At 42.0% G+C, this 24,152-nt stretch carries 21 protein-coding genes; 16 read left to right on the top strand and 5 right to left on the bottom strand.

The window, feature by feature from the left end:
* The first annotated feature begins 110 nt into the window (after positions 1 to 110).
* The 12 genes from sppA (at position 111) to argH (ending at position 13,186) form a co-directional block, all read left to right on the top strand.
* Positions 111 to 1,127 (top strand): signal peptide peptidase SppA, encoded by a 1,017-nt coding sequence (sppA, locus tag NST81_RS13290; RefSeq protein ID WP_048623829.1) that lies wholly within the window; start codon positions 111 to 113, stop codon positions 1,125 to 1,127.
* Positions 1,124 to 1,669: an RDD family protein gene (locus NST81_RS13285; RefSeq protein WP_048623828.1), complete on the top strand. Its 546-nt coding sequence runs from the start codon at positions 1,124 to 1,126 to the stop codon at positions 1,667 to 1,669. Before sppA ends, NST81_RS13285 begins: the two co-directional genes overlap by 4 nt.
* Positions 1,670 to 1,728: 59 nt before the next feature.
* Positions 1,729 to 2,424 (top strand): DUF2953 domain-containing protein, encoded by a 696-nt coding sequence (locus NST81_RS13280; protein ID WP_341030059.1) that lies wholly within the window; start codon positions 1,729 to 1,731, stop codon positions 2,422 to 2,424.
* A 17-nt stretch (positions 2,425 to 2,441) separates the two neighbouring features.
* Positions 2,442 to 2,924 (top strand): GerW family sporulation protein, encoded by a 483-nt coding sequence (gene ytfJ, locus NST81_RS13275; protein ID WP_341030058.1) that lies wholly within the window; start codon positions 2,442 to 2,444, stop codon positions 2,922 to 2,924.
* A gap of 198 nt (positions 2,925 to 3,122) precedes the next feature.
* Complete coding sequence (tpx, locus tag NST81_RS13270; protein ID WP_048623825.1) at positions 3,123 to 3,623, top strand: thiol peroxidase; 501 nt, start codon at positions 3,123 to 3,125, stop codon at positions 3,621 to 3,623.
* 302 nt (positions 3,624 to 3,925) lie between these two features.
* Complete coding sequence (locus tag NST81_RS13265; protein ID WP_341030496.1) at positions 3,926 to 4,906, top strand: class I SAM-dependent methyltransferase; 981 nt, start codon at positions 3,926 to 3,928, stop codon at positions 4,904 to 4,906.
* Between the two features lie 370 nt (positions 4,907 to 5,276).
* Entirely contained in the window at positions 5,277 to 6,122 is an 846-nt protein-coding gene (locus NST81_RS13260; protein ID WP_234395503.1) for an EcsC family protein, read from the top strand.
* Complete coding sequence (locus tag NST81_RS13255; protein ID WP_327824332.1) at positions 6,119 to 6,637, top strand: MogA/MoaB family molybdenum cofactor biosynthesis protein; 519 nt, start codon at positions 6,119 to 6,121, stop codon at positions 6,635 to 6,637. The genes NST81_RS13260 and NST81_RS13255 overlap by 4 nt, the downstream gene beginning before the upstream one ends.
* 807 nt (positions 6,638 to 7,444) lie before the next feature.
* The gene (locus tag NST81_RS13250; RefSeq protein ID WP_003355652.1) at positions 7,445 to 8,812 is read left to right on the top strand and encodes an ISLre2 family transposase; all 1,368 of its coding nucleotides are present in this window, start codon (positions 7,445 to 7,447) and stop codon (positions 8,810 to 8,812) included.
* Positions 8,813 to 9,078: 266 nt separating this feature from the next.
* Positions 9,079 to 10,440, top strand: a complete 1,362-nt coding sequence (locus tag NST81_RS13245; RefSeq protein ID WP_003353499.1) for an IS4 family transposase — start codon at positions 9,079 to 9,081, stop codon at positions 10,438 to 10,440.
* Between the two features lie 122 nt (positions 10,441 to 10,562).
* Positions 10,563 to 11,774, top strand: coding sequence for an argininosuccinate synthase (locus tag NST81_RS13240; protein WP_048623822.1), 1,212 nt, complete (start codon positions 10,563 to 10,565; stop codon positions 11,772 to 11,774).
* Complete coding sequence (gene argH, locus NST81_RS13235) at positions 11,771 to 13,186, top strand: argininosuccinate lyase (protein ID WP_048623821.1); 1,416 nt, start codon at positions 11,771 to 11,773, stop codon at positions 13,184 to 13,186. Before NST81_RS13240 ends, argH begins: the two co-directional genes overlap by 4 nt.
* A 113-nt stretch (positions 13,187 to 13,299) precedes the next feature.
* On the opposite strand, the gene NST81_RS13230 is transcribed toward argH, so the two are convergent.
* Both NST81_RS13230 and NST81_RS13225 read right to left on the bottom strand, forming a co-directional pair.
* Entirely contained in the window at positions 13,300 to 13,746 is a 447-nt protein-coding gene (locus tag NST81_RS13230) for a universal stress protein (RefSeq protein ID WP_003355638.1), read from the bottom strand.
* A 1,060-nt stretch (positions 13,747 to 14,806) separates the two neighbouring features.
* Positions 14,807 to 15,904: a M24 family metallopeptidase gene (locus tag NST81_RS13225; RefSeq protein ID WP_003355635.1), complete on the bottom strand. Its 1,098-nt coding sequence runs from the start codon at positions 15,902 to 15,904 to the stop codon at positions 14,807 to 14,809.
* Positions 15,905 to 16,130: 226 nt separating this feature from the next.
* On the opposite strand from NST81_RS13225, the gene NST81_RS13220 reads away from it, so the two are divergent.
* On the top strand, positions 16,131 to 16,811 hold the full coding sequence (locus NST81_RS13220; protein WP_003355634.1) for a metal-dependent hydrolase: 681 nt from the start codon (positions 16,131 to 16,133) through the stop codon (positions 16,809 to 16,811).
* Between the two features lie 158 nt (positions 16,812 to 16,969).
* On the top strand, positions 16,970 to 18,286 hold the full coding sequence (locus NST81_RS13215) for a DRTGG domain-containing protein (RefSeq protein ID WP_040341853.1): 1,317 nt from the start codon (positions 16,970 to 16,972) through the stop codon (positions 18,284 to 18,286).
* A gap of 38 nt (positions 18,287 to 18,324) precedes the next feature.
* On the opposite strand, the gene NST81_RS13210 is transcribed toward NST81_RS13215, so the two are convergent.
* On the bottom strand, positions 18,325 to 18,633 hold the full coding sequence (locus NST81_RS13210; protein WP_003355632.1) for a YtpI family protein: 309 nt from the start codon (positions 18,631 to 18,633) through the stop codon (positions 18,325 to 18,327).
* Between the two features lie 92 nt (positions 18,634 to 18,725).
* On the opposite strand from NST81_RS13210, the gene NST81_RS13205 reads away from it, so the two are divergent.
* Positions 18,726 to 19,661 carry a DHH family phosphoesterase gene (locus tag NST81_RS13205; RefSeq protein WP_048624511.1) on the top strand — a complete coding sequence of 312 codons (936 nt, stop codon included), beginning with the start codon at positions 18,726 to 18,728 and terminating at the stop codon, positions 19,659 to 19,661.
* Between the two features lie 31 nt (positions 19,662 to 19,692).
* Here NST81_RS13205 and ytrI read toward each other — a convergent pair whose 3' ends face one another.
* On the bottom strand, positions 19,693 to 20,199 hold the full coding sequence (ytrI, locus tag NST81_RS13200) for a sporulation membrane protein YtrI (RefSeq protein ID WP_328203480.1): 507 nt from the start codon (positions 20,197 to 20,199) through the stop codon (positions 19,693 to 19,695).
* 3 nt (positions 20,200 to 20,202) lie between these two features.
* Positions 20,203 to 20,532: a YtrH family sporulation protein gene (locus NST81_RS13195; RefSeq protein ID WP_003355629.1), complete on the bottom strand. Its 330-nt coding sequence runs from the start codon at positions 20,530 to 20,532 to the stop codon at positions 20,203 to 20,205.
* Positions 20,533 to 20,702: 170 nt separating this feature from the next.
* Here NST81_RS13195 and dnaE point away from each other — a divergent pair, with 170 nt between their 5' ends.
* Complete coding sequence (dnaE, locus tag NST81_RS13190; RefSeq protein WP_341030494.1) at positions 20,703 to 24,119, top strand: DNA polymerase III subunit alpha; 3,417 nt, start codon at positions 20,703 to 20,705, stop codon at positions 24,117 to 24,119.
* The last annotated feature ends 33 nt before the right edge of the window (positions 24,120 to 24,152 follow it).

The raw sequence follows: 24,152 nt of genomic DNA, 5'->3' as shown, positions 1-24,152 counted from the left end.
AGGCTGTATGGGGCGAAAAAGCAAAAAAGGCTTTTGGTAGGTTCAAGTGGTTTGCTACAATAATTGACAGGAATGGAATTTCTTTATTTTAGAATTGGAGGACAGGATGGATGAATAGGAAAAGAATAATAGCTTTGGCTATTGCGGCTATATTGTTCGCAGTTTCTGTCATTGTCAATTTAGCCAGCATCACGCTGACTGCAGACGTTGAAAACCTTTTTGAAGGACTGACAAACCAAGATGGAAATTTCAATGAAGATGTCATCGAGAAAGGAAACACATTGAAGAAAATTGCGGTTTTGGAAGTAAATGGCGTGATTCAAGATACGGGTTCGACTGCCTCATTTTTTGAGACGGGATACAACCACGAAAATTTTATGAAAATGCTTGATAAAGTGGAGCATGATAAGAGCATCAAAGCGATTATATTGAGAGTCAATTCCCCGGGCGGCGGGGTGGCCGAAAGTGCAGAAATCCATGATAAATTAATGGAGATTAAGCAAAAGGCAAAAAAACCGATTTATGTTTCTATGGGCCCGACGGCGGCTTCAGGTGGCTATTATATTTCAACTGCCGGAGATAAAATTTTTGCCAGTCCTGAAACTTTAACGGGCTCTTTAGGAGTGATTATGAACACTGTGAATTACTCCAAATTGGCGCAAAAGTTCGGTGTGGATTTTGTGACTGTTAAAAGCGGTCCTTTCAAGGATATCGGCAGTTCTACCCGCCCGATGACAGAGAAAGAGAAACAAATTTTGCAAACGATGATTAACAACTCTTATCAACAATTTGTAAAAGTGATTTCAGAGGGGCGGCATATTCCGGAAGAACAAGTCAGAAAAATCGCTGACGGTCGTGTGTACGATGGCAGGCAGGCGAAGCAGCTTCACTTAATTGATGAATTCGGTTATTTGGATGATACAATCAAACAATTGAAAAAAGATAAACATTTGAGCGGTGCCGAAGTATTTCGTTATGAAACGAACAGCGGGCTTTCTTCCTTTTTTGCAGCCAGCGCGCAAAAAATGTTTCAAAAGGACGGCGAATGGAACGTGCTGATGAATCTTTTGACTCACTCACAGTCTCCGCGGCTCATGTATTTATATTCTGAGGAGGGATCGTTATGAATGAATCAAGGCACGATCCTGAATTAGAAAAGCCAATAGCCGCTGAAACGAAAAAAGAGGCGGATGACGGATATCATGAGGGCGCAAAGTCTTTTTTGTACGGCCCTCACTATGCTGGCTTTTGGATGCGTTTTTGGGCGTATTTACTTGACTTAATCGTGATTGGAAGTCTTAAACGGATATTGATTTTGCCGGTTTTCCGCTGGCTTGATCTACCCGTTTTTGCCCATGAACTGTTTGCCCCCATCCATGTGGCGAGTGCCGTTCTCTTTTACGGCTATTTTCTTCTATTCACGAAATTCACCGGACAAACGATTGGAAAAATGGTATTTGGCTTAAAAGTCGTCCCGCTGACAGAAGAACGTTTAACTTGGACTGTTGTTTTGTTTCGGGAATTGATCGGGCGCTTTATTGTAACCACTATTGTCATTCTGTATTTAATGGTTGCTTTTATGCCGAAAAAACAAGGATTGCACGATTATTTCGCTGATACAGCCGTTATTCATGAGAAAACGGTGGAAGCTTTAAAACCTGCTTCATAAAGCAGGTTTATTTTTTTGGGGTTTTGTCGATAATGGTGGAAAGGCAAGGGGGCTGCAGTATGGCAATTGTCATGACAATACTGATCTCGATCGTCGTATTGATCGTCGTTATTTCGGCAACGGTGCTTCATATCAACATCGTTTTTTGCCATGAGAAAGAAAATGACTACGTTCAGATCCAATTCAAGATTTGGTTTGGCCTTATAAGATATACGATTAAAGTGCCGTTTTTAAAGTTGGTAAAAAACCCCGAAAATAATGAATGGAATTTACAATATGAAACCAACGTCTCTTCTGAAAATCAAAAAAGGACGAAGTACCACTCCCGAAACAACTTGACTCCTGAAGAACTGGTACAAATGATACATAAGGGAAGAGAATTTTTAAAAAAAGTAAAGGATCTCCAGGAGATTATGAAACACTTTTGCCGTCATATATCAGTTGATTCATTGATGTGGGAATCGGCTATCGGTGTAAAAAACGCTGCATGGACCGGCATGTTAACGGGAACACTATGGGCAGCCAAAGGTGAATTCATCGGTTTATTGAGTAAGTGGATACGATTAAAGACGATGCCGAGATTAAATGTTGTTCCTACTTTTCAATCTCCTTACACAAAGACACGACTTGAGTGTATGCTTCATTTTCGAATAGGATATGCTATTATTGCCGGATTGAAAATAGTCCGTTTTTGGAAGGGAAAACCATCAGAACGTGAGTCTTCTTTCGCAAACAATAAACATCATTCTATCTAACAGGAGGTTGGATTCCCATGTCGGAACATCCGATTAAAGGTTTAATGACAACAGCTATGGAAAATTTAAAAGAAATGATTGACGTGAATACCATTATCGGAGATCCTGTTGAAACACCGGACGGCAGTGTCATATTGACAGTTTCAAAAGTTGGATTTGGTTTTGCGGCAGGAGGAAGTGAATTCAAACTGGATCAAAATGAGCAAAACAGCCAAGAAGAGAGCCTTCCTTTTGGAGGGGGAAGCGGCGGCGGTGTTTCCATCACACCCATCGCTTTTTTAATCGTCAACTCCCAAGGCTACAAGATGCTTCATGTAGATGAAAACACCCATTTAATGGAGCGGATTTTGGATGTAGCGCCCAATGCAATGGAGAAAATCCAAGGGATGTTTAAAAACAAAGATGGGGGAAGCGCAAACCAAAACAACAGCCAAACGAATAGTCAAAACAACGGTCAAAATAATGGACAGCAATCACAAAATTTGGACTTTAATATTTAAAGGAACAAAGGGGAGCTTTCTACGTGGAAGCTGCCTTTTTTGTGATGAGGCCTGCCTCATCTTATAAAATGAATGAAATCCATCTTCCTATATAAGGCAGCCCTGTTCGAAAAATAGGGGATAAAAAACAGGAAATTTGCATTTCTTTGCCGAATTTCTTTATGATGAAGTTGTAGACCTTAAATAGGAGGAAAAGATATGGCGAAAATTACATTTAAGGGAAATCCCGTTACTCTTTTAGGAAATGAAGTAAAAGTAGGAGATCAAGCGCCGGACTTTACCGTACTTGCCAATGATTTGTCAGAAGTCAAATTATCCGACTATAAAGGAAGCGTGCGGATTTTAAGCTCTGTTCCATCTTTGGATACGGGAGTATGCGATGCTCAAACCCGCCGTTTTAATGAAGAAGCAGCCAAATTGGATGGAGTGAAAGTTTTAACGATATCAGCGGATCTGCCATTTGCCCAAAAACGTTGGTGTGCTTCAAGTGGATTGGAAGATGTGATTACGCTTTCCGACCACCGCGACCTTTCCTTCGGCAATGCCTACGGAGTCGTGATGAAAGAACTTCGTCTCTTAGCACGGGCTGTCTTTGTGGTTGACAGTAATGATAAAATTACCTATGTTGAATATGTGAGCGAAGGAACCAATCATCCTGATTACGAAGCTGCCATTCAGGCTGCTAAGGAAGCAAAATAATGGCTAACGTCTTTAGCGAAAGAGTATCTCCCAAATAGGACGTTCATCATACAATGTTCATTGCATAAAAAACAAAACGACATGATGGCCTGTGAAAAGGTATCATGCTTTTGTGAGCAAACAGTTGAAATTTTGCCGATCGTCCGAAACGGAATGCAGCTTTTACGGACGCTAATCAGGAAGAAACGGAAAAAACATGCCGAATAGGGATGCGATCTCTGTTCGGTTTTTTATTGAATGGGCTCTGTATTTTAATGAGAGATAAAGGAGGTATGTCGGTGAGTACCAATACAACATCTTCCATGGAATCGTTATTCTATGTTTTAGATCAAACAACGGACATGCTGCAAAAGGCTCTTTCTTGCACCTATCTGGAAGCTCTTGCGGAAAGTGCCGACAACTTGTTTCAAGGTATGGTGCTGCAAGAAGAAATCAGCGAAAAGACAAAAAAGGAGCTTCAAACGCAATACGATCGTATTTCATTAGATTCGATGCCAAAAGAACATATTCGAAAAGCTTATCAACTGGCCATCCTAAAAGGAATGAAAAAAAACATTCAGCCAAATCACCAAATGACGCCGGACTCCATTGGTTTGTTTGTCAGTTATCTCATGCAAAAATTTATGGCAGACTACGATCAATACAGTCTTTTGGATCCTGCGGTCGGAACCGGAAATTTGCTGACGACCATCTTGAATCAGCAATCTGATCAAAACATCCATGCAACCGGAATTGATGTAGATGATTTATTAATAAAGCTTGCCTATGCAGGGGCCAATCTGTTAAAGCATCCGATTCAATTTTATAATCAGGACGCTTTGGAACCGCTTTTCGTTGATTTGGCAGATGCAGTGGTGTGCGATTTGCCTGTCGGCTATTATCCAAATGACGATCAAGCCCAAAATTATCGGTTAAAAGCGAAGGAAGGCCATTCCTATGCTCACCATCTTTTTATCGAGCAAAGTATCCGCTATACAAAACCCGCCGGATTTTTGTTTTTTTTGATTCCAAATTTTCTTTTTGAATCGCCTCAGGCTGATCAATTGAGAGGCTTTTTGAAAGATGAAGTATATATACAGGCAGTGATACAGCTCCCTCTTTCCGTTTTTAAAAATAAAAATGCGGCCAAAAGCATTTTGATTTTGCAGAAGAAAAGCGAAGATGTAAAAGCACCTGAACAAGTGTTATTAGCAGACTTGCCATCTTTGACCAATAAAAAAGCGATGGAAGGAATGATCGCGAAAATTGAAAGCTGGTTTTTAGAGAAAAAACGCGGTCAATAATAAGCTGATTTCGTTCAGAAGGAGAGGGCTTGCAGAAGCGATGCCGTTCAAATCCCCCCTTATTGGCTGCAATAGAATCATGTTAAGATCAAACTTTTACCATGTTTTGTTTCAAGACTGACATTTGCCTGTTTAAGGCCAACATCAGCATTTAGCGCTCCTATAAAAATTCGAAAGGAGGGAGCATAGGGGTTCAATGGCTAGCGTGTGTTGGGACAATGGGGTATACCATCGCCGGACGGTATACGGTGGTTTACATTGTCCATGTGTCTAGGGAAAAAAGATGATGAATGAAAATCATTTCGTTTTGGACATGTTTTTCTTTCATCATCTTCTTGGATGCATAAAGTTGGAGTCCCCTGTGCGAATAATGATGAATTGGACCGAGCGAGACGAAGCCGTTTGGGAAGAAATTCTGAAATGGGAACAAACATTATTGGAATATGAAGGAAATGACCTCCAAACAACGTACATAAAATGGCTTGAACGTACCTTTGCCTCTTTTCCTGAGGAGTGGCAGGAAGCGTTTTTAACCAAACTGGATCAATGGATGTTTCAAGTTCAATCGCTGCTTCAAGGATCGCAAATTCAAGAAGAAGCTCGGGAAAGAATCCTCGTTTCAGCTCGCGCTTTTGATGATTCCGTCGTGGATATTCCGGATTTGCGGAAATTGACGATTGATCAGCTCCATTATTTAAACAGACAACATTCGGCTCGGCACCGTTTGTATTCGTTTATTCAAGGAGGAATGACCGGAAAAGGCGGCTTTTTGTCGGCCGTTTCCGATTTTCCCATTCTTATTGCCATTAATGTTCGGGCTGTTCAACTAACGGCTATGACTTACGGATTCGATGTTCAATCTCCTTATGAAACGATGATCTCCTTAAAAGTCTTCCATGCAGCAGTGTTGCCGAAACAGGTTCAAATTTACGGATGGAAAAAATTATTGGAAGATCTGGAAAACAAACAAGATGTTTATTTTTACGATGATTCTGAACAACTTGCGGACCCCCTGTGGTTGAATGAAATCGTGAAACAGCTGATGAAGCTGATGGCCATCAACATGTTTAAAAAGAAGCAAAATGACAAATTTCCTCTCATCCGGATGGCCATCGGTGCCAATTTCAATTATCAATTCACAAAAAAAGTAACGGAGTATGCAGAGAAGTACTACCAATACCGCTTGTTGTTGGATAAGAAAGGAGATATGAAATGAGTGCGTCAGACCATAAAAAGGGAGGGCCTCAACATGTGAAGGCTGCTGTCATTACCGTCAGCGATACTCGGACTCAAGAAAACGACAAAAGCGGAGCGCTTATTCAAAAACTATTGCTGGAACATCATCATGAAGTGGTTCAATATGAAATCGTCAAAGATGACAGTCTATCCATTCGCCGTCTTGTAACGGAAATTATTCGCAAAAAAATAGCGGATTGTATTCTTTTAAATGGAGGTACCGGTATTTCAAAGAGAGACGTAACAATTGAAACCGTTAAGCCGCTATTTGAAAAGGAATTGGCAGGTTTTGGAGAATTGTTTCGAATGCTCAGCTACACAGAGGACATCGGTTCTGCGGCTATTTTATCGAGAGCAGCAGCAGGTGTATCCGGCGGTGTCGCTATTTTCTCCATGCCTGGATCGACCGGGGCGGTGAAGCTGGCGATGGAAAAATTGATCTTACCTGAAATTCGCCATATTGTAAATGAAATTCGCAAGCAGGGGCTGTCCTAAAAGCTCCTTTTAAACAAGAAACCTCGACGAGATAAAACAATGTATCTTGTCGGGGTTTCTTTGTATCAAAAAGTTATGGGCGATGGCAATTGACCCTAATTCGATCGTTGCCTTAGTCGGTCCCATGTTGTATTTAATCAAAGCAGCTGAAAAGTGACTTGAAAGAATCACTTCATTCAATGTCAGCTTGGCGATTACATGATAATGAAAGGACGATTTTTTGCACCGGACTACGTGAAATTTTAGGTGATGATCTTGAAACCGGCGAGACTCCTGCGGGAAAAGGGAGCCAGGCGGACCCCGCAGCGAGAGACGAGCGAGGAGGTTTGCGGATCGGCCGCGGAAAGCACCTATGTCATTTTGAAACAATCCCTTTTTTGTTTTCAATATGCTCGTATTCTTATACACCTCCATTTGGTCGCGAAAATATTTTTTCAATCCCGAACGTTCTTCCTTCTTTTCAATAAGATATTTATTGTATACAGCCAGTGTTCGCTAAAACAAAGCATTGTTTGAAAAAGTATTGAATAAAAAATAAAATTAGAAAACTCAACTTTCGCAGTGAAAAATTTATGAATAATCCTTGATTTGATAGGTTTCTTTGGGTATCTCAGTGTGAGTAAAATGTTTGTGGGAGAAATTCTTAGAATTCCCCGATGAGGGGGTTGGGAACGTAGGTTCGCAATCCCCCTCATCGGGGCCACCAAGCAAAGCGCGGTAGGATCCCAAGCAGGAAACATGAAAAAAGGACTCTCTCCCTGGTAAGATGATCATTGTTCACACCATCAAACAGGAGGAGAGAGTCCCATGAATATTCAACAACATCTTACCACAAATTCGTTGACATGGAAAGAGATCGAACTTGATTTGTTTCGAGCCTTGCAAAACGCCTTCACCGAGCTGTTTACGGCTCTGTTGGAGGACATCGACCGACAATTGGCGGAAACCCGGGACAAGCGCCGGTACCACTTGAAAGACAAACGACGCACCACGATTCAAACCTTGTTTGGCGAAGTTACCTTTGAGCGAAACTACTATTTAGACCGAGAACAAAACCGTTACACGTTTTTGCTTGATTCCTTTTTAGCGTTTGATGGATCGCAGTCAATCAGCCCTTGTCTAGAAGAAACGGCGATGGGATTGGCTGTGGAGTGCTCTTCCTATCGCAAAGCGGCTCATACGCTTGCCCAGATGGTCGGGTATCCGGTGATGAGCCATGAGACGATCCGCCAGTTGGTGCTCGAGGCTGAAGTTCCGCTGCACTGCCCGGTTGACCAGCGATATGGACGGGTGCTGTTTGTGGAGGCCGATGGACTGTTTGTCTCTCTCCAAGGGAAGGGAAAACGGGCCAAGGAAGACAAAATCCTGACCGTTCACGAAGGATGGAAGCGTAACGGCTCACGGATCGAATTCGTGAATCAGCGCCATTACGTCCATGAAGGCAAGGGGGAGGTGTGGGAAGGCTTCGAGGAATTTTTGATGAACGAATATGCCTATGATCCGTGTCGGGATCTTCTTGTCATCAACGGGGACGGCGCTCCATGGATTACCGCGTGCCGGGAGTATTTCAAAGGACGGGTCTGCTTCCAATTGGATCGATTCCACGTGGCGCGTGAGTTGCGCCAATGCCTCTCGGGCCATCCACGGTGGCAGGCGATTCGGCAAAAGCTGGCGAAGCAGGATGAAGAGAAGCTGCTTGTGGAACTGAACAGCGCCCTCGGCACGCTGGGGGACGAAGCGAAAGAACAACAGCTGGCTGCCTTGATCCACCGGATCGAATCGATGCCGGGATGCATCCGTGATTACCGGGAATGGCTGAAGGAGCAAGGAGTGGACACAACGGGCATGTATCCGATGGGGAGGGCTGAAAGCGTGATGAGCCAGCTGGCGTATCGGGTGAAATACCGCCGCAGTTGGACAGACAAGGGACTCAGGGCGTTTTTCAAGGCAATGATTGCCCGGATGGATGGGATTCGTCTTTTCGGACATCGTTTAGGAGAAGAATCGTCGCATCCGGCGGAGGAAACGGCATCTACCAAACAGACGATCGTGAACAAGGCGAAACAACGCATCCGCCGTCTTCTTCCAGAGGTAACGCGGAATAACGTGCCATATTTACAGCAATCGTCCGGGACTCCGATCTATCATGCCCTGTCTGAATTCAAGGGATGGTAAAAAAAGGTATACATATTCGTCTGTCATGGCAAGGGATGAGAGTCCGAAAGCGCTTACGGATGAAATTCAAAAAAATGGTTCGCTAACCTATGACTTACATCTATTTTCAGCGAACCAAAAAAATTCCCACAAAGTCTTGACTGACTCGGTATCTCATATTCACTTGACACTGAAAAAATTCGTCTAAAAAACAAAAAGACACCTCTTTCTTTTGGTAAACTATTGGTGACCAAACCAAAAACCAAAGAAAGAAAGGTGTCACCATTATGATAACGAAAAAAGAGTATTTTGCGCAATTACCAAAAGAAATAAAAGACGGATTTTCTGAATTACAAATTGGTAATCATTTAAGAAAAGCAGGAATTATCAAGGCTTGTGGTTATTCTTGTTTATCGATTTTTCAACTATTATTTCTTCTTGTTTTTCAATACAGAAACTGGTACCACGCCTTACAAAGCAAAAAGGCTGCCGATTTACCAGGAAAAGATACCATTTATCGTTTTTTGAACTCGTCTACGTATAACTGGAGAACCTTTTTACTATCTCTGAGCTCCGAAGTGATTCGTCGTGTGAAACAAACGATTTCGAAGCGCCGTGTTACCGTGTTTATTGTAGACGATTCGATTTATTCTCGTAACCGTAGTAAATCGGTTGAGCTTCTAGCTAAAGTATTCGATCATTCCACTCGTCAGTTTGTCAATGGTTTTCAACTATTAACGCTCGGATGGTCCGATGGCTTTACATTTGTACCTATCGATTTCGCTCTTTTGAGTTCAGCGAACCAAAAGAATCGCTTGAACGAAATCCATTCGTCCATTGATAAACGAACCACAGGCTACAAACGACGGCTCGAGGCATTGGAAGCAAAACCAAACATGGTGTTGAAATTAGTAGAACATGCATTGGATAAAGGAATTTTCGCTGATTATGTGCTCATGGATACATGGTTTACTCATGCCCCGTTGGTGGAGAAGATTCACTCCAAAGGCCTTTTTGTCATTGGTATGGTCAAACAGCTGAAACAACGGTATCTTTTCAACGGAGAACGTTTAACCTTGGAACAACTGTATCGAAAAGCGAAACGAGACATTGGCAAAAAAGAAACACTCGGCTCGATTCACGCAACCCTTCATACGGGTTTACCAGTGAAAATCGTGTTTGTGCGGAATCGAAACAACCAAAGTGAATGGCTAGCCATTTTGAGTACAGATACCACGCTGTCTAATGAAGAAATCGTTCGAATCTATGGGATGCGTTGGGACATTGAAACCTTTTTTAAATTCAGTAAATCGTTTTTACATTTAGCCAAAGAGTTTCAAGGTCGTTCCTATGACATGATGATTAGCCATACTACCATTGTCTTCACTCGGTATATCTTGATTGCTTGGCAACTTCGGAAAGAAGAGGATCCGAAGACCATGGGCAACTTATTCTTGTTTCTATGTGACGAAGTAAAGGAGATGGACTTTAAAACGGCTTTACTACAATTGATTTCTCTTTTCCAAACTTTGGCTGAAGCTAAGGTTTATTTGAGTATGGACATTTTTCAGTGTCAACTGTCCAATTGGATTACTTCTTTACCTCGTTATATCAAGGACTGTCTCCATATTTCTGTGTGCGAAAGTTGAGTTAGAAAATTTTTATTCAATGGCCCTTGAAAGAAGAAACGGAAAATGATATTCTTATAGACATATAAAAAAGGAATAAAAATAACTATTGATGAATATTTATACGACCAAAAGGGGGATCCATGATGGGTAAAAAAGTTGTGCTCGCTTATTCGGGCGGTTTAGATACATCGGTGGCCATCCAATGGCTGAAAGATCAAGGGTATGATGTTGTTGCCTGCTGCCTTGATGTAGGGGAAGGAAAAGATTTGAAATTTATTCAAGAAAAAGCGTTGAAAGTCGGAGCTGTGGAAAGCTATGTCCTCGATGTAAAAGAAGAATTTGCTAATGAATACGCTCTGTTGGCTTTACAAGCTCATGCTCTTTATGAAGGAAAATATCCGCTGGTTTCAGCTCTGTCAAGACCGCTCATTTCCAAAAAATTGGTGGAAATAGCTGAAAAAGAAGGTGCCGTGGCGGTGGCGCATGGCTGCACGGGCAAAGGGAATGACCAAGTTCGCTTTGAACTTTCGATCAACGCTTTAAATCCGGATCTTGAAGTGTTGGCTCCTGTCCGTGAATGGAGCTGGTCGCGTGAAGAAGAAATTGAATATGCCAAACAAAAAGGAATTCCTATTCCGGTTGATTTAGACAGTCCTTTTTCCATTGACAAGAACTTATGGGGAAGAAGCAATGAATGCGGGATATTGGAAGATCCTTGGGCTGCTCCGCCGGAAGAAGCATATGAATTGACCACAAGTATTGAGTTTACGCCGGATACTCCGGAAATCATAGAAATCGATTTTGAAAAGGGAGTGCCTGTAGCTTTAAACGGCAAGCGTTACGCGCTTTCGGAACTGATTTTGGAATTAAACAAAATCGCAGGAAAGCATGGAGTGGGACGTATTGATCACGTTGAAAACCGACTTGTCGGAATCAAATCAAGAGAAGTGTATGAATGCCCAGGCGCGATGACATTAATTTTAGCCCATAAAGAATTGGAAGATTTAACGCTTGTAAAAGAATTGGCTCATTTTAAACCTGTCATTGAAAAGAAACTAACGGAAGTCATTTATGAAGGCTTATGGTTTTCCCCCATTAAAGACGCATTAAAGGCCTTTTTGCAAGAAACGCAAAAATTTGTCACCGGCACTGTCCGTGTCAAACTGTTTAAAGGCCATGCCATTGTAGAAGGAAGAAAATCAAATTATTCTCTTTACAACGAAAAACTGGCAACGTATACGGTTGAAGACGAATTTGATCATCAAGCAGCAGTCGGCTTCATTAAATTGTTCGGCTTGCCGACGAAAGTAAATGCGATGGTTCATCAAGAAAAGGAGAAGGTTCAAGCATGAAAAAATTATGGGGCGGGCGCTTCCAAAAATCAGCAGAAGAATGGGTAGACGAATTTGGCGCATCCATTTCGTTCGACCAAGAGCTCGTTCTTGAAGACATAGAAGGAAGCCTTGCACATGTCACCATGCTCGGAAAGTGCGGCATCCTTTCCCAAGAAGAGACGGATAAAATCAAAGAAGGGTTGCTCCGCTTAAAAGAAAAAGCGGAAAGAGACGAACTCACCTTTTCGATTTCCGAAGAAGATATCCATTTAAATTTAGAAAAAATGCTGATCGAAGAAATCGGACCTGTTGGTGGAAAACTTCATACCGGGCGGAGCCGAAATGACCAAGTGGCCACCGATATGCATCTTTATTTAAAAAAACAAGTTCAGTCGATTATCCAATTGATTACTTCTTTCCAAGAAACGATTATTGAAAAAGCGGAGAGGCATGTGGAAACAGTGGCGCCCGGGTACACACATTTACAGAGGGCGCAGCCGATTTCTTTTGCTCACCATTTGATGGCATATTTTTGGATGCTTGAGCGGGACAAAAAACGATATCAAGAATCGTTAAAACGTATTGACGTTTCTCCGTTGGGGGCCGGGGCGCTTGCCGGGACCACCTTTCCTATTGATCGGGAATATTCGGCCGCCTTATTGGGATTTTCAAGCATTTATCAAAATAGCTTGGATGCAGTAAGCGATCGCGATTTTATCATCGAATTTTTAAATGATTCCTCTATTTTAATGATGCATCTTTCGCGATTTGCAGAAGAGCTTATTTTATGGTCAAGCCAAGAGTTTCAATTCATTGAATTGGATGATGCGTTTTCAACCGGCAGCAGCATCATGCCTCAAAAGAAAAATCCGGATATGGCTGAATTGATTCGTGGTAAAACGGGCAGAGTCTACGGGCATTTAATTTCTTTGTTGACGGTATTAAAAGGATTGCCGTTAGCTTATAACAAAGATATGCAGGAAGATAAGGAAGGAATGTTTGACGTTGTCCATACGGTTATGGGTTCATTGAAAATCTTTAACGGAATGGTACGGACGATGAAGGTGAATGAATCGAAGCTGACGGAATCTGTCCATCATGATTTTTCGAATGCGACGGAACTCGCCGATTATTTGGCGGCAAAAGGAATCCCTTTTCGAGAGGCGCATGAAATTGTCGGAAAACTAGTTCTCCATTGCATCCAAAAGAAATGTTATTTGGCCGATTTGTCATTGGAAGATTTGAAGGAAGCCTCTCCGGTCATTGAGGAGGATATTTATCAAATTCTCTCACCCTACCAAGCAGTCAAAAGAAGAAATTCTTTAGGCGGGACCGGGTTTGAACAAGTGAAGCAGCAAATACAATATGCGAAAGAGCTTCTTTCACAACCGTTATCTAATGATAAAAGACAAATGGATCTCCCGGTGTAAAGGCTTCATTTCTACTAAAGGCTGAATACGGTGACTGCGCTAAAAAAGCATGCTTTAAGCATGCTTTTTTAGCGCAGATATCGGTCAAGCAAATCTTTGAAAAGTTTTGCCGATTATGATTTGTTTGTGCGGACAATTAAAACGTCGCATCGGGCTGATCGTGCGATATGTTCGGAAACGCTTCCAATCAAGAATCGTTCAACAGCATTCATACCTGTGGCTCCACAAATAATCAAGTCCGCTTCGACTTTTTTAGCGACATCTCTGGGAATGACCGCTTTAGGAGAACCGTGTTCTAAAAACGTAACGATATTTTTTACACCCGCTTTTTCGGCTTTCTTTTTGTAGTCTTCCAGAAGCTCCTGTCCGTATTTTTCAGCTTGTGCGGTGATAGTGTAGTCATAGGCTTCAACGCCTGCAAATACTCGGGTGTCGATGACATGAACCAAGTAGATGGTGGCTTCATTGCGCTTGGCGATTTCGATGGATTTTTTAAAGGCCCATTCCGCCTCTTGAGAACCGTCGACTGCTACCAGAATATGTTTATATTGGGTATCCATTTCTTATACCTCCTTTTTCTTCATTGTAAAACAAATAGGAGTATATATGTGTGGAATTTTTTCGAAAAATGTAGCAATATCATTATCATATGTGTGAAAAAGGAGAAAATGTACATTTGAAAATCTTTTTTGGCAAGGTCGAAAGTCAGGGGAGCCTAAAACGAATTTCTCATAAAGTGGAAGAGCAGGCCGCTACAGAAGAGTTATCATTGAAAAATCCTTTTTATCAGTCTTTTTTCTTAGTGAAAAAGAACTTGTCTATAAAACGGACAAGTTCTTTTATGTGCGCCCGGCATGTACATGAACTATAGGGCGTAAGTCCCGAACCCCGAAGACAGAAGTAGAGGTTAGCCAAGAGCAAGGGTGTCCGTGGTGACGCGGAATCTGAAGGAAGCTGGAGGCAAAACACCGGTCCGAGGAACACGAACCTCATATAAGGCTAGGTATGATTGAGTGAGTTTGCATAACAAAACAAAGCTCTTTCTGTCGAAGGTCATATCGAGTAAATGAGGCGGATAGATGGTGTGAAAGTGCATGTACTTACCCGGGGAGGTCTGGCGGATATGTGAAGTACTCTTCATAACCTACTTAGTGATAAGTAGCTGAACCGTCAGAAGTCAGCAGAGGTCATAGTATTAGTTGGTCTAGAACAACTAAGAAGGACCGAACAATTAAGAGAGAATAGCCCTTGGTATTCAGTGAGTCATGATGAACACAGAAAACGTAGTACCTCACTTGAGGGAGGAAGCGGTGAATCCCGTGGGAGACCTCTTGGAGGGTGGAGTGACCACTGGCATAAAGAGAACAGCTATTCACGGAAGTTATAAAGACTTGCGTCAATTATCTTAATTGAACCGCCGTATACGGAACCGTACGTACGGTGGTGTGAGAGGACGAGAGTTAATCGCTCCCTCCTACTCGATTTACAGGATGGAGGCGACATCGCGGAATCTCAGGGGAAGCGCAAAGCCGGCTCTCGTGCGACTGCAGCCAGTCTGTTAAGAGAAAGACTTTGTCACTCTAATCCCCGAATGTATTGCTTTTATTCCGCTTTCCCTATTTACTTAATAATTTGCAATTCTTTCGGATATTTCGTCAGCACTTCCACACCTTTGTCAGTCACGACAACATCATCTTCGATTCGGACACCGGCTTTTTCTTGGACATAAATGCCAGGTTCAATCGTGAAGACCATGCCTTTTTTTAAGGCTAAATCGTTTGTCTCCGTCACATACGGATATTCGTGGACGCTGATTCCTAATCCGTGACCGAGGCGATGGGAAAAATATTCTCCGTATCCAGCTTGTGAAATGATATTTCTCGCTGTCAAATCCAGTTCTTTCAATGGAACGCCCGGTTTGACCGCTCGGACTGCCGTTTGCTGGGCTGTTAAAACCGTTTGGTAAATGGTTTCTTGTTCATCTGTTATGTCCCCGTAGGCGACGGTTCGTGTAATGTCTGAGCAATATCCTTTATAAACAACACCTAAGTCAAACAATACTAAATCGCCTTTTTTCACTTTAGACGCTCCAGGAGTTCCATGCGGGGATGAAGCATTTTTTCCTGTTAAGACCATCGTAGCGAATGACATTTCCGAAATTCCTTTTTTCTTGAGTTCATATTCAATCGCGGCGATGATCTCAAGCTCGGTTTTTCCCTCTTTTAATTCTGAAACTCCCACTTGAACAGCGTAATCAGCATATTCTGCCGCTTTTCTCATCAGCTGTATTTCTTCCACATCTTTGATCATTCGCAGTTGGTTTAATGTATCATCCAATCCAGTAAAGGACGCATCAGAGAATCGGGAAGCCAGTTGTTCATATCGGCTAATATTTAAATGTTCCTTTTCCAGCGCGATTTTTCGTACGGAATTGAGCCGTGACTTGACGGCTTTTTCGATTTCTTCCCACGGATTCACAATGTCGCTGTAGCCGATGATTTCATGCTCCCAGCCGGCCTTTTTCGCTTCTTTCGCTTCCATCTGCGGACAAATCAAAAAAGGTTCCTCCCGTTGAAAAACGCCAACGGCTAAAACACGTTCGTGAGGATCGCTTCTATAATTCGTAAAATAAAAAACATTATCAGGCAATGTAATGAAAGAAAAGTCAATCTCTGTTTCTTTCATCCAATCTATCAAATTTCTCAATCGGCTGTTCATGGTTATATCCCCCTCATTGATTCCTTAAATATAAGCGTAACAGCAAAATATAGGAAAGTAAACAAAGATGTAGGCAGAGTGTTTTTTGATAAAATTTGGGCAATTTTGACAATACAGTAAATGATGGAATCTCAAAAAGAAATCTTATAAGGCAGGATTTTTGGACGTTGCCAACGAAATATGCAAAAATGAGAAATATAAATAGTGTAAGAAAGGAGATTGAAATATGAAAATTTCTTACCACGGCCACTCTATCGTTAAAATTGAAACAAATGGAAAGACGATTCTGATTGATCCATTTATCACCGGAAACGAATTAACGGACTTGAAGGCTGACGAGGTAAAAGCGGATGCGATTATTTTAACGCATGGTCATTCGGATCATGTAGGAGATACGGTTGAGATTGCCAAAAGAAATCATTCCCAAGTGATCGCCATTAATGAACTGGCTGTTTATTTAGGAAAGCAAGGACTGAACACTCATGGCATGAGCATTGGGGGAGCTTATGAATTTGATTTTGGAAAAGTCAAATTCACACAAGCGTTTCACGGAACCGGGTTTGAAACAAAAGATGGACAGATCCTTTATATGGGGATGCCGGCAGGCGTACTGGTCATGGCTGAAGGAAAAACGATTTTCCATGCGGGAGACACCGGGTTATTTTCTGATTTGAAACTGATCGGCGAAAGACATCCGATCGATATTGCGTTTTTGCCCATTGGAGATAACTTTACGATGGGACCGGAAGATGCGGCGATTGCAGCTAAATTTTTGGGAGCTAAGACTGTCGTACCGATTCATTACAACACGTTCCCGGTTATTAAACAAGATCCCGCTCGCTTTATTGAATTGCTGGAAGATCAAAACGGCAAAATTCTGGAGCCGGGTGACAGCATCGAGCTGTAATCAAATGACAGTAAGGAGCTGGCTGATCAAGGGAAATGCCTACCTTGTTTCGGTTCAGCTCTTTTTAGATGGTTTTCTTAACGGTCTCCATGCTAATTGAATCGCTCTGTTTTTCACTTTATAATGGGAATAGATGATGAAAGGGAAAGGTGAAAAACTTGGCGACCAAACATGAGCAGATTTTAGAGTATATAGAAGGACTTCCTATAGGTGAAAAGATTTCTGTAAGACAAATTGCCAAAGCGTTAAATGTAAGCGAAGGAACGGCTTATCGGGCTATTAAAGATGCGGAAACGAAAGGATTCGTCAGCGCCATTGAAAGGGTAGGAACCATTCGCATCGAGAAAAAGAAGAAAGAAAATATCGAGAAACTTACCTATGCGGAAGTAGTCAATATTATTGACGGTCAAGTGCTGGGCGGTCGTGCCGGGTTGTATAAAACGTTGAACAAATTTGTAATCGGAGCGATGAAGCTGGATGCCATGATGCGGTATACGGGAGCGGGCAATCTGTTGATTGTCGGCAATCGCACCCAAGCTCATGAATTGGCGCTGCGGGCGGGGGCAGGCGTACTGATTACCGGAGGATTTGACACAGAAGACCATGTGAAAAAATTAGCTGATGAATTAGAACTGCCGATTATATCGACCAGTTACGATACATTTACGGTGGCTACCATGATCAACCGTGCTATTTACGACCAGCTGATCAAAAAGGAAATTATTTTAGTTGGAGATACTTTGACTCCCGTTGAAAAAACAGCGTACTTAACGTTATCCGACACCGTTGGCGACTATCATGAAAAGAATAAGAAAACAGGCCACGGACGGTTTCCTGTTGTGGATCAACAATTGAAAGTGGTAGGCATTGTCACAACGAAAGATATTATGGGATATGAATCGGATGTATCGATTGAAAAAGTCATGACGAAAAAGCCTTTGACCGTAAGCCAACGGACGAGTGTCGCTTCGGCTGCCCATATGATGATTTGGGAGGGAATCGAAGTATTGCCGGTCGTCGATGATCAGAATAAGCTGCAAGGGATTATCAGCAGACAAGATGTATTGAAGGCCCTGCAGATGAATTCGCGCCAACCTCAAGTAGGGGAAACGATTGATGATCTGATTACGAAGCAATTCGATATTTCCACTTCCAATCAAGAACAGTCGAACGTGTATAAATTTGAGGTCACCCCCCAAATGACAAACCAGCTGGGTACTATCTCCTATGGAGTTTTTACAACATTAGTGACGGAAGCAGCCAATCGGGCATTAAAAGCGCAAAAAAAAGGCGATCACGTTGTGGAAAATATGACGATTTACTACTTTAAGCCTGTCCAATTAGAAAGCATGATCGAAATCCATCCGAAAGTATTAGAGGCTGGAAGAAAATTTGGGAAAATTGATATTGAAGTATTCAATGAGAACAAACTGGTCGGAAAAGCTCTGTTGATGGTTCAAATGATCGATAGATGACAGCTGTCCGCCAAAACGAGCAGCTGTCGAAAGAAATTTCAAGAGGATTTGTCCCATTCTGCTGCTTCTTGTTTGACATACGGGGTAAAATGACGGTAAGCTTTGAAGCCGGCCCATACGCTGGAAAATCCAAGAACTATAAAGATCGTCGCTATCGCGTAGGCCACTGTCGATTGCTGAACGAAAAACGTGTTGATGCCGAACAAACCTACAAAAAGACCCAGCATCATGCTTGATTTTGCGGAGAGCCATTTTCTTTCCATTGGACGGTTGCTTCTTACGTACTGAATTTTATAGAAAAGATAAAAAGCCAGCGATAAAACAATGAAAAAAACAAAAACGGGCATTTGCATTCCTCCACTAGTACATTCTCATTCCATTGTATCGAATTACGAACGGAAAAAAAAGGAAATATCGTGAATAAAGAAGGGAATTTATGATGAAAAAAGAGATACTAGAAAAAATCAAACAGTACGAAACCATTATTATCCACCGGCATATTCGCCCCGATCCCGATGCATACGGATCTCAAGGAGGATTAGCGGAAATTTTGCGCGCTTCCTTTACGGATAAACATATCTATACGGTCGGACAAGAAGATCCTTCTTTGCACTTTTTAAACCGCATGGATCAAATTGAAGATCAAGTTTATAACGGAGCGCTTGTCATCGTTTGCGACACGGCCAATCGTGAAAGAATCAGTGATGAACGTTATCAACTCGGAGATTTTATCATTAAAATCGACCATCATCCTAATGAAGATCCTTATGGCGATTTGCTTTGGGTGGACACGTCGGCCAGTTCGGTCAGTGAAATGATCTACGAATTTTACTTGGAATGCAAAGACGAAGGATTAAAGATGACCAACGATGCCGCTCGACTTATTTATGCCGGCATTGTCGGAGATACGGGTAGATTCCTTTATCCAAGCACGACGGAAAAAACGTTTCGATACGCTGCCGAGTTGATTCAATATGGATTTAACCGCAGCTTGCTTTATACACAGTTGTATGAAATGGATTTCAACTTATTAAAATTAAAAGGATTTATCTTGCAAAACTTTGAACTCCGTCCGAGCGGCGCCGGCAGTGTCATCATTAAAAAAGATCTCTTGGAGCAATTCCAAGTCAGCGTTTCCGAAGCTTCACAACTGGTGAGCGTTTTGGGAGACGTAAAGGGAATCAAAGCGTGGGCTTTCTTTATTGAAGAGGGAGATCAAATCAGAGTGCGATTGCGTTCGAAGGGCCCCGTTATCAATGGATTGGCGAAAAAGTACAAAGGTGGCGGCCATCCGCTGGCTGCGGGAGCTTCCGTTTATTCATGGGACGATGTGGAACAAGTGATTGAAGATTTGGATGAACTGTGCAGAAAATAAGCATAAATCGGCGCTTAAAAGGCGCCGATTCTTATTTGACCAGTTCCAATTCCAAGTAGATTTCAACGGTCGTGTAAAAATACACTTCTTTTACTTTTAGATGAAATCTTTTATTTTGAATTTTTAACATCTTGTTTTCGATAAGCTCCTTAATGATTTGCTTATTGGCGAAAACGGTTTCTAAGTTTTTGGCTAATAAGGCGTCCAAATCTTTTTTGATTAGCTCTTCCGCTTCAAATTGACTATGTGAATCTTTGATTCCATATTTTTCGAAATTTATGATTTCTACATCAATGTTTTGTACGGTTAGCATTTCTTGATTTTTCTTGTTCAGCTTCTTAAACTCTTCCTGCCAAATGGAAAGGTGATCGTTCAAATCGCTGATCTCTTCTTTTTGCCTTTCAATCGTATTCGTTTGTTTTTCTTGAAGAGAGCCGAACATGTACAAAAAAACAAGCCAGCCGACGCATGCTCCGATGGCGGTTCCTGCTATAAATATTTGCCAATTCTTTTTGTGATAAAGAGGCGGAATTCTCATCGTTTAAATATGCTCCTGGGTCAACCATTGGATAATGGCAGCGCCGGTCTGAGCCCCGCCCATTGCGGACAAAATCAAAAGAAATTGACGGATGAGTTCTTTTGTTTCACCTTGCAAAAAGCCTTTTTCAAAGCTGTACAAAGTGTCAAATGTTCCGCCGATCGCAGCGATGATCGCCCATATACGGACATTGTTGGAAATATTATAGATTTCCGTCATGGGTGGTTTACCAGTTATAAAGGACGCAAAACCGCCAATCAAGGATCCCCCTAATAGAACACCAAGAGCAATAAAAAAACATTTGAAAAATTCCGGGAAAAATGCTTCATTCACGTTTATCCTCTCCCGCTATTAAAAGTTTGCTACATTATGTATATGGACATACCGATTCATGTATGTAAAACATCGATGGTTTCCTTTTCATCCGTACAATTGTTCGTATGGAATTTTCCCTATATAATAAGCTGTAAGGCAATATCCATTCTTGGAGGTACGCGTTGAGGATGGAAAAAGAAGCGGGAAACAGGTCAGAAAGGAGGGACAAGCTGTTGTTTGCCCATTTGCAAATTAAAACGGGTTACAGTTTGTTATCAAGCACCATTATGCCTGACAAATTAGCGGAGTACGGTAAAAAACTAGGACTAAAAGCGCTGGCATTGACGGACCATAACGTCATGTACGCAGCCGTTCCATTTTATAAAGCATGCAAAGCAAACGGAATTAAACCGATTATCGGTTTGACGGCTGACATCCAATCTCCTATTGGACAAGGACGATCGTTTCCGCTTGTCCTTCTCGCAAAACATAATACCGGCTATCAAAATTTGCTGAAGATTTCCAGCTTGATCCAAACAAAGTCGCCTCAAGGACTTCCTATCAAGTGGCTAAAAGCTTATTCAAAAGGACTTTTCGCTTTTACTCCGGGGATGGAAGGTGAAATTGAACAGCTCATTCTGAACGGAGAATTTGAAAAAGCGGGCCAAGTCGCCCACGTTTTCAAGAACATTTTCGAACAGGAAAGCTTTTATTTTTCGCTTCAAGACCATTTGCTCTCCCAGGAAGAAGAAATTCGCGCCGGTTTGACGGCTTTAAGCAAAGAAATGGAGATCTCCTGTATCGTCACTCACGATGTCCAATATTTGGATAAAGGCGATTCTTTTTCTCATGAATGTTTGTTGGCGATACGAGACGGAGCCAAACTGGCAGATGAAAATCGGAAGACGCTTGCCACTGATGAATATGATTTAAAGCCGCCTGCCGAAATGTATAAGCGTTTTTCCGGATATCCTGATGCACTGGAAAATACGCTGAAGATTGTGGAGCAATGTACGGTTGAAATTCATTTTCACCAGCAGCTGCTTCCTAAATATCCGCTTCCGGACAATGAAAATGCCAAAGAGGTTCTTTACCGGCTGTGTATGCAAGGTCTTGAAAAAAAAGGCAAGAAAGAAGATCCTCATTATTTGGAACGGCTCTCCTATGAATTAGCGGTGATCGATAAAATGGGATTTAACGATTATTTTTTGATTGTCTGGGATTTTATGAAGTTTGCAAGATCACAAGCTATTTTGACGGGGCCTGGACGGGGGTCTGCAGCTGGCTCGCTGGTGGCTTATTTGTTGGAAATAACGGATATTGATCCATTAAAATACGGGTTATTATTTGAAAGGTTTTTAAATCCGGAAAGGGTGACAATGCCGGATATTGATCTTGATTTTCCGGATCATCGAAGGGATGAGGTCATACGGTATGTCGCCAAGAAATATGGAAACATTCATGTCGCTCAAATCATCACATTCGGAACATTGTCGGCGAAAGCGGTTATAAGGGATATTGCAAGAGTGTTCGGATTTCAAACGAAAGAATTGGATCGAATTTCCAAAATGCTACCGTCTCGCCTCGGCCTGACTTTATTGGATGCTTACAAGGATTCTTCGATGTTAAGAACATGGGTAGAAAGTGATCCGGTGCATAAACAAATTTTTGAAACGGCATTAAAACTTGAAGGGCTGCCGCGGCATGCGTCCACCCATGCAGCCGGCGTGGTGATCACGGAACAGCCGCTTGTGGAATTGATCCCCATTCAACAAGGTCATGATGAAATGTATATGACACAATTTACAATGGATATTTTAGAAGAATTAGGCCTTTTGAAAATTGATTTTCTCGGGCTCCGTAATTTAACGATTTTAGAAAGAATTTTAGAGTCGATTCAATACTCGTCAGGTGAGAAAATGGAGCTCAGCGAGATTCCGCTCAATGATCGCAAAACGTTTGAACTGCTTGGCAAAGGACAAACAACGGGTGTTTTTCAATTGGAATCGGAGGGGATGCGCAAAGTGCTCATGCGGCTGAAGCCGAGCGATTTTGAAGATATTGTGGCCGTTAATGCTTTGTATCGTCCGGGACCAATGGAAAATATCCCTCTTTATATTGAACGGAAGCACGGGTTGAAAAAAATCGCGTATCCCCACCCCGACTTGGAAGGAATTTTAAAACAAACATATGGCGTTCTCATTTATCAAGAGCAAATTATGCAAATCGCTTCCAAAATGGCGGGATTTTCTTTAGGAGAAGCCGATTTGCTGCGTCGAGCTGTCGGGAAAAAGAAAAAAGAAGTGTTGGCGGAAGAAAGAAAACATTTTATTGAGGGCGCTGTTCGAAACGGCTACAGCAAGGAAACGGCCGATCAAATTTACGATTTAATTGTGCGATTTGCCAATTATGGTTTTAATCGCAGCCATGCGGTCGCCTACAGCAAGATCGCTTATCAGCTCGCTTATTTAAAAGCGCATTATCCGTTGTACTTTATGGCCGCCCTTTTGACATCGGTGATTGGGAGCGAAAAAAAAATAGCCCAATATGTGAGAGAAGCAAAAGAAATGGGAATTCAGATTTTGAGGCCTTCGATTCAGAGCAGTCAATTTTTTTTCAAAGCCGAAAAAGAAGGAATTCGCTTCGGTCTTGCTGCGATTAAAGGAGTGGGGGCGGCCGCCGTTAAGGAAATTTTAAGAGCCCGCAAGGAAAAGATGTTTGAAGATTTGTTTGATTTTTGTCTGCGTGTTTCACCGCAGGCTGTGAATCGCAGGACGATAGAATCTCTTATTTTAGCAGGGGCATTTGATGATTTTGGAAAAGACCGCGCGACATTGCTTGCAAGTGTGGATGCAGCGATAGACCATGCGGAATTTATGAGACCTGATCCAGATGAAAACGGCCATTTCGAATTGTTTGCAGATGAGAGTTTTTTTCCAAAACCTAAATATACAGAAGTGGAACCAATGCCGGATGATATGCGCCTGAAATATGAAAAAGAAGTGCTTGGCCTGTATTTATCCAGCCATCCGGTCTCTGTGCATAAGTCATTGTTTCAAAAGCTTGGAGTCGTCGATATCGCTTATTTGAAAAGCCAAAGGAAAAAAATGATCATCGGTGTCTATATCCATGAATTTCGAGTGATTCGAACGAAAAAAGGAGAAAAAATGGCCTTTTTGAGCATTTCGGATGAAAGCGGAGAAATGGAAGCCGTTTTGTTTCCTGAAATCTACCGTAAATTTTTCGGAATATGCGAAAAAGGGACCGTTGTCTTAATGGAAGGGACAAATGAAGAAAGAAACGGAAATGAACAATTTATTGTCTCAAACGTATACGGAATAGAAGAAGCAGAAGAACTGGCCGCTAGAATGAATCAGCGCCTTTACTTAAAAATTACAAAAGAAAAAAAAGAGAAAGAAACGCTTCAAGCTGTGTATCGCATTTTAAAAAAATACAAAGGGGAAACGGCGGTATGGGTTCATTATGAGGATGAGCATCGGACGATTCAGCTTCTTAAGGATCGCTGGGTCAATCCGACAGAAGCTTGCATAGCGGAGCTTAAAACGGTATTGGGAAGCGAAAACGTTGTATTAAAAAGAATATAGTTTTCCAACCAACTGACTTATGGTATAGTGGTA

This window comes from Bacillus sp. FSL W8-0223 (assembly GCF_038006805.1).
Taxonomy (GTDB): domain Bacteria; phylum Bacillota; class Bacilli; order Bacillales; family DSM-4216; genus Bacillus_O; species Bacillus_O smithii.
This window is presented reverse-complemented; position numbering and strand designations above follow the sequence as displayed.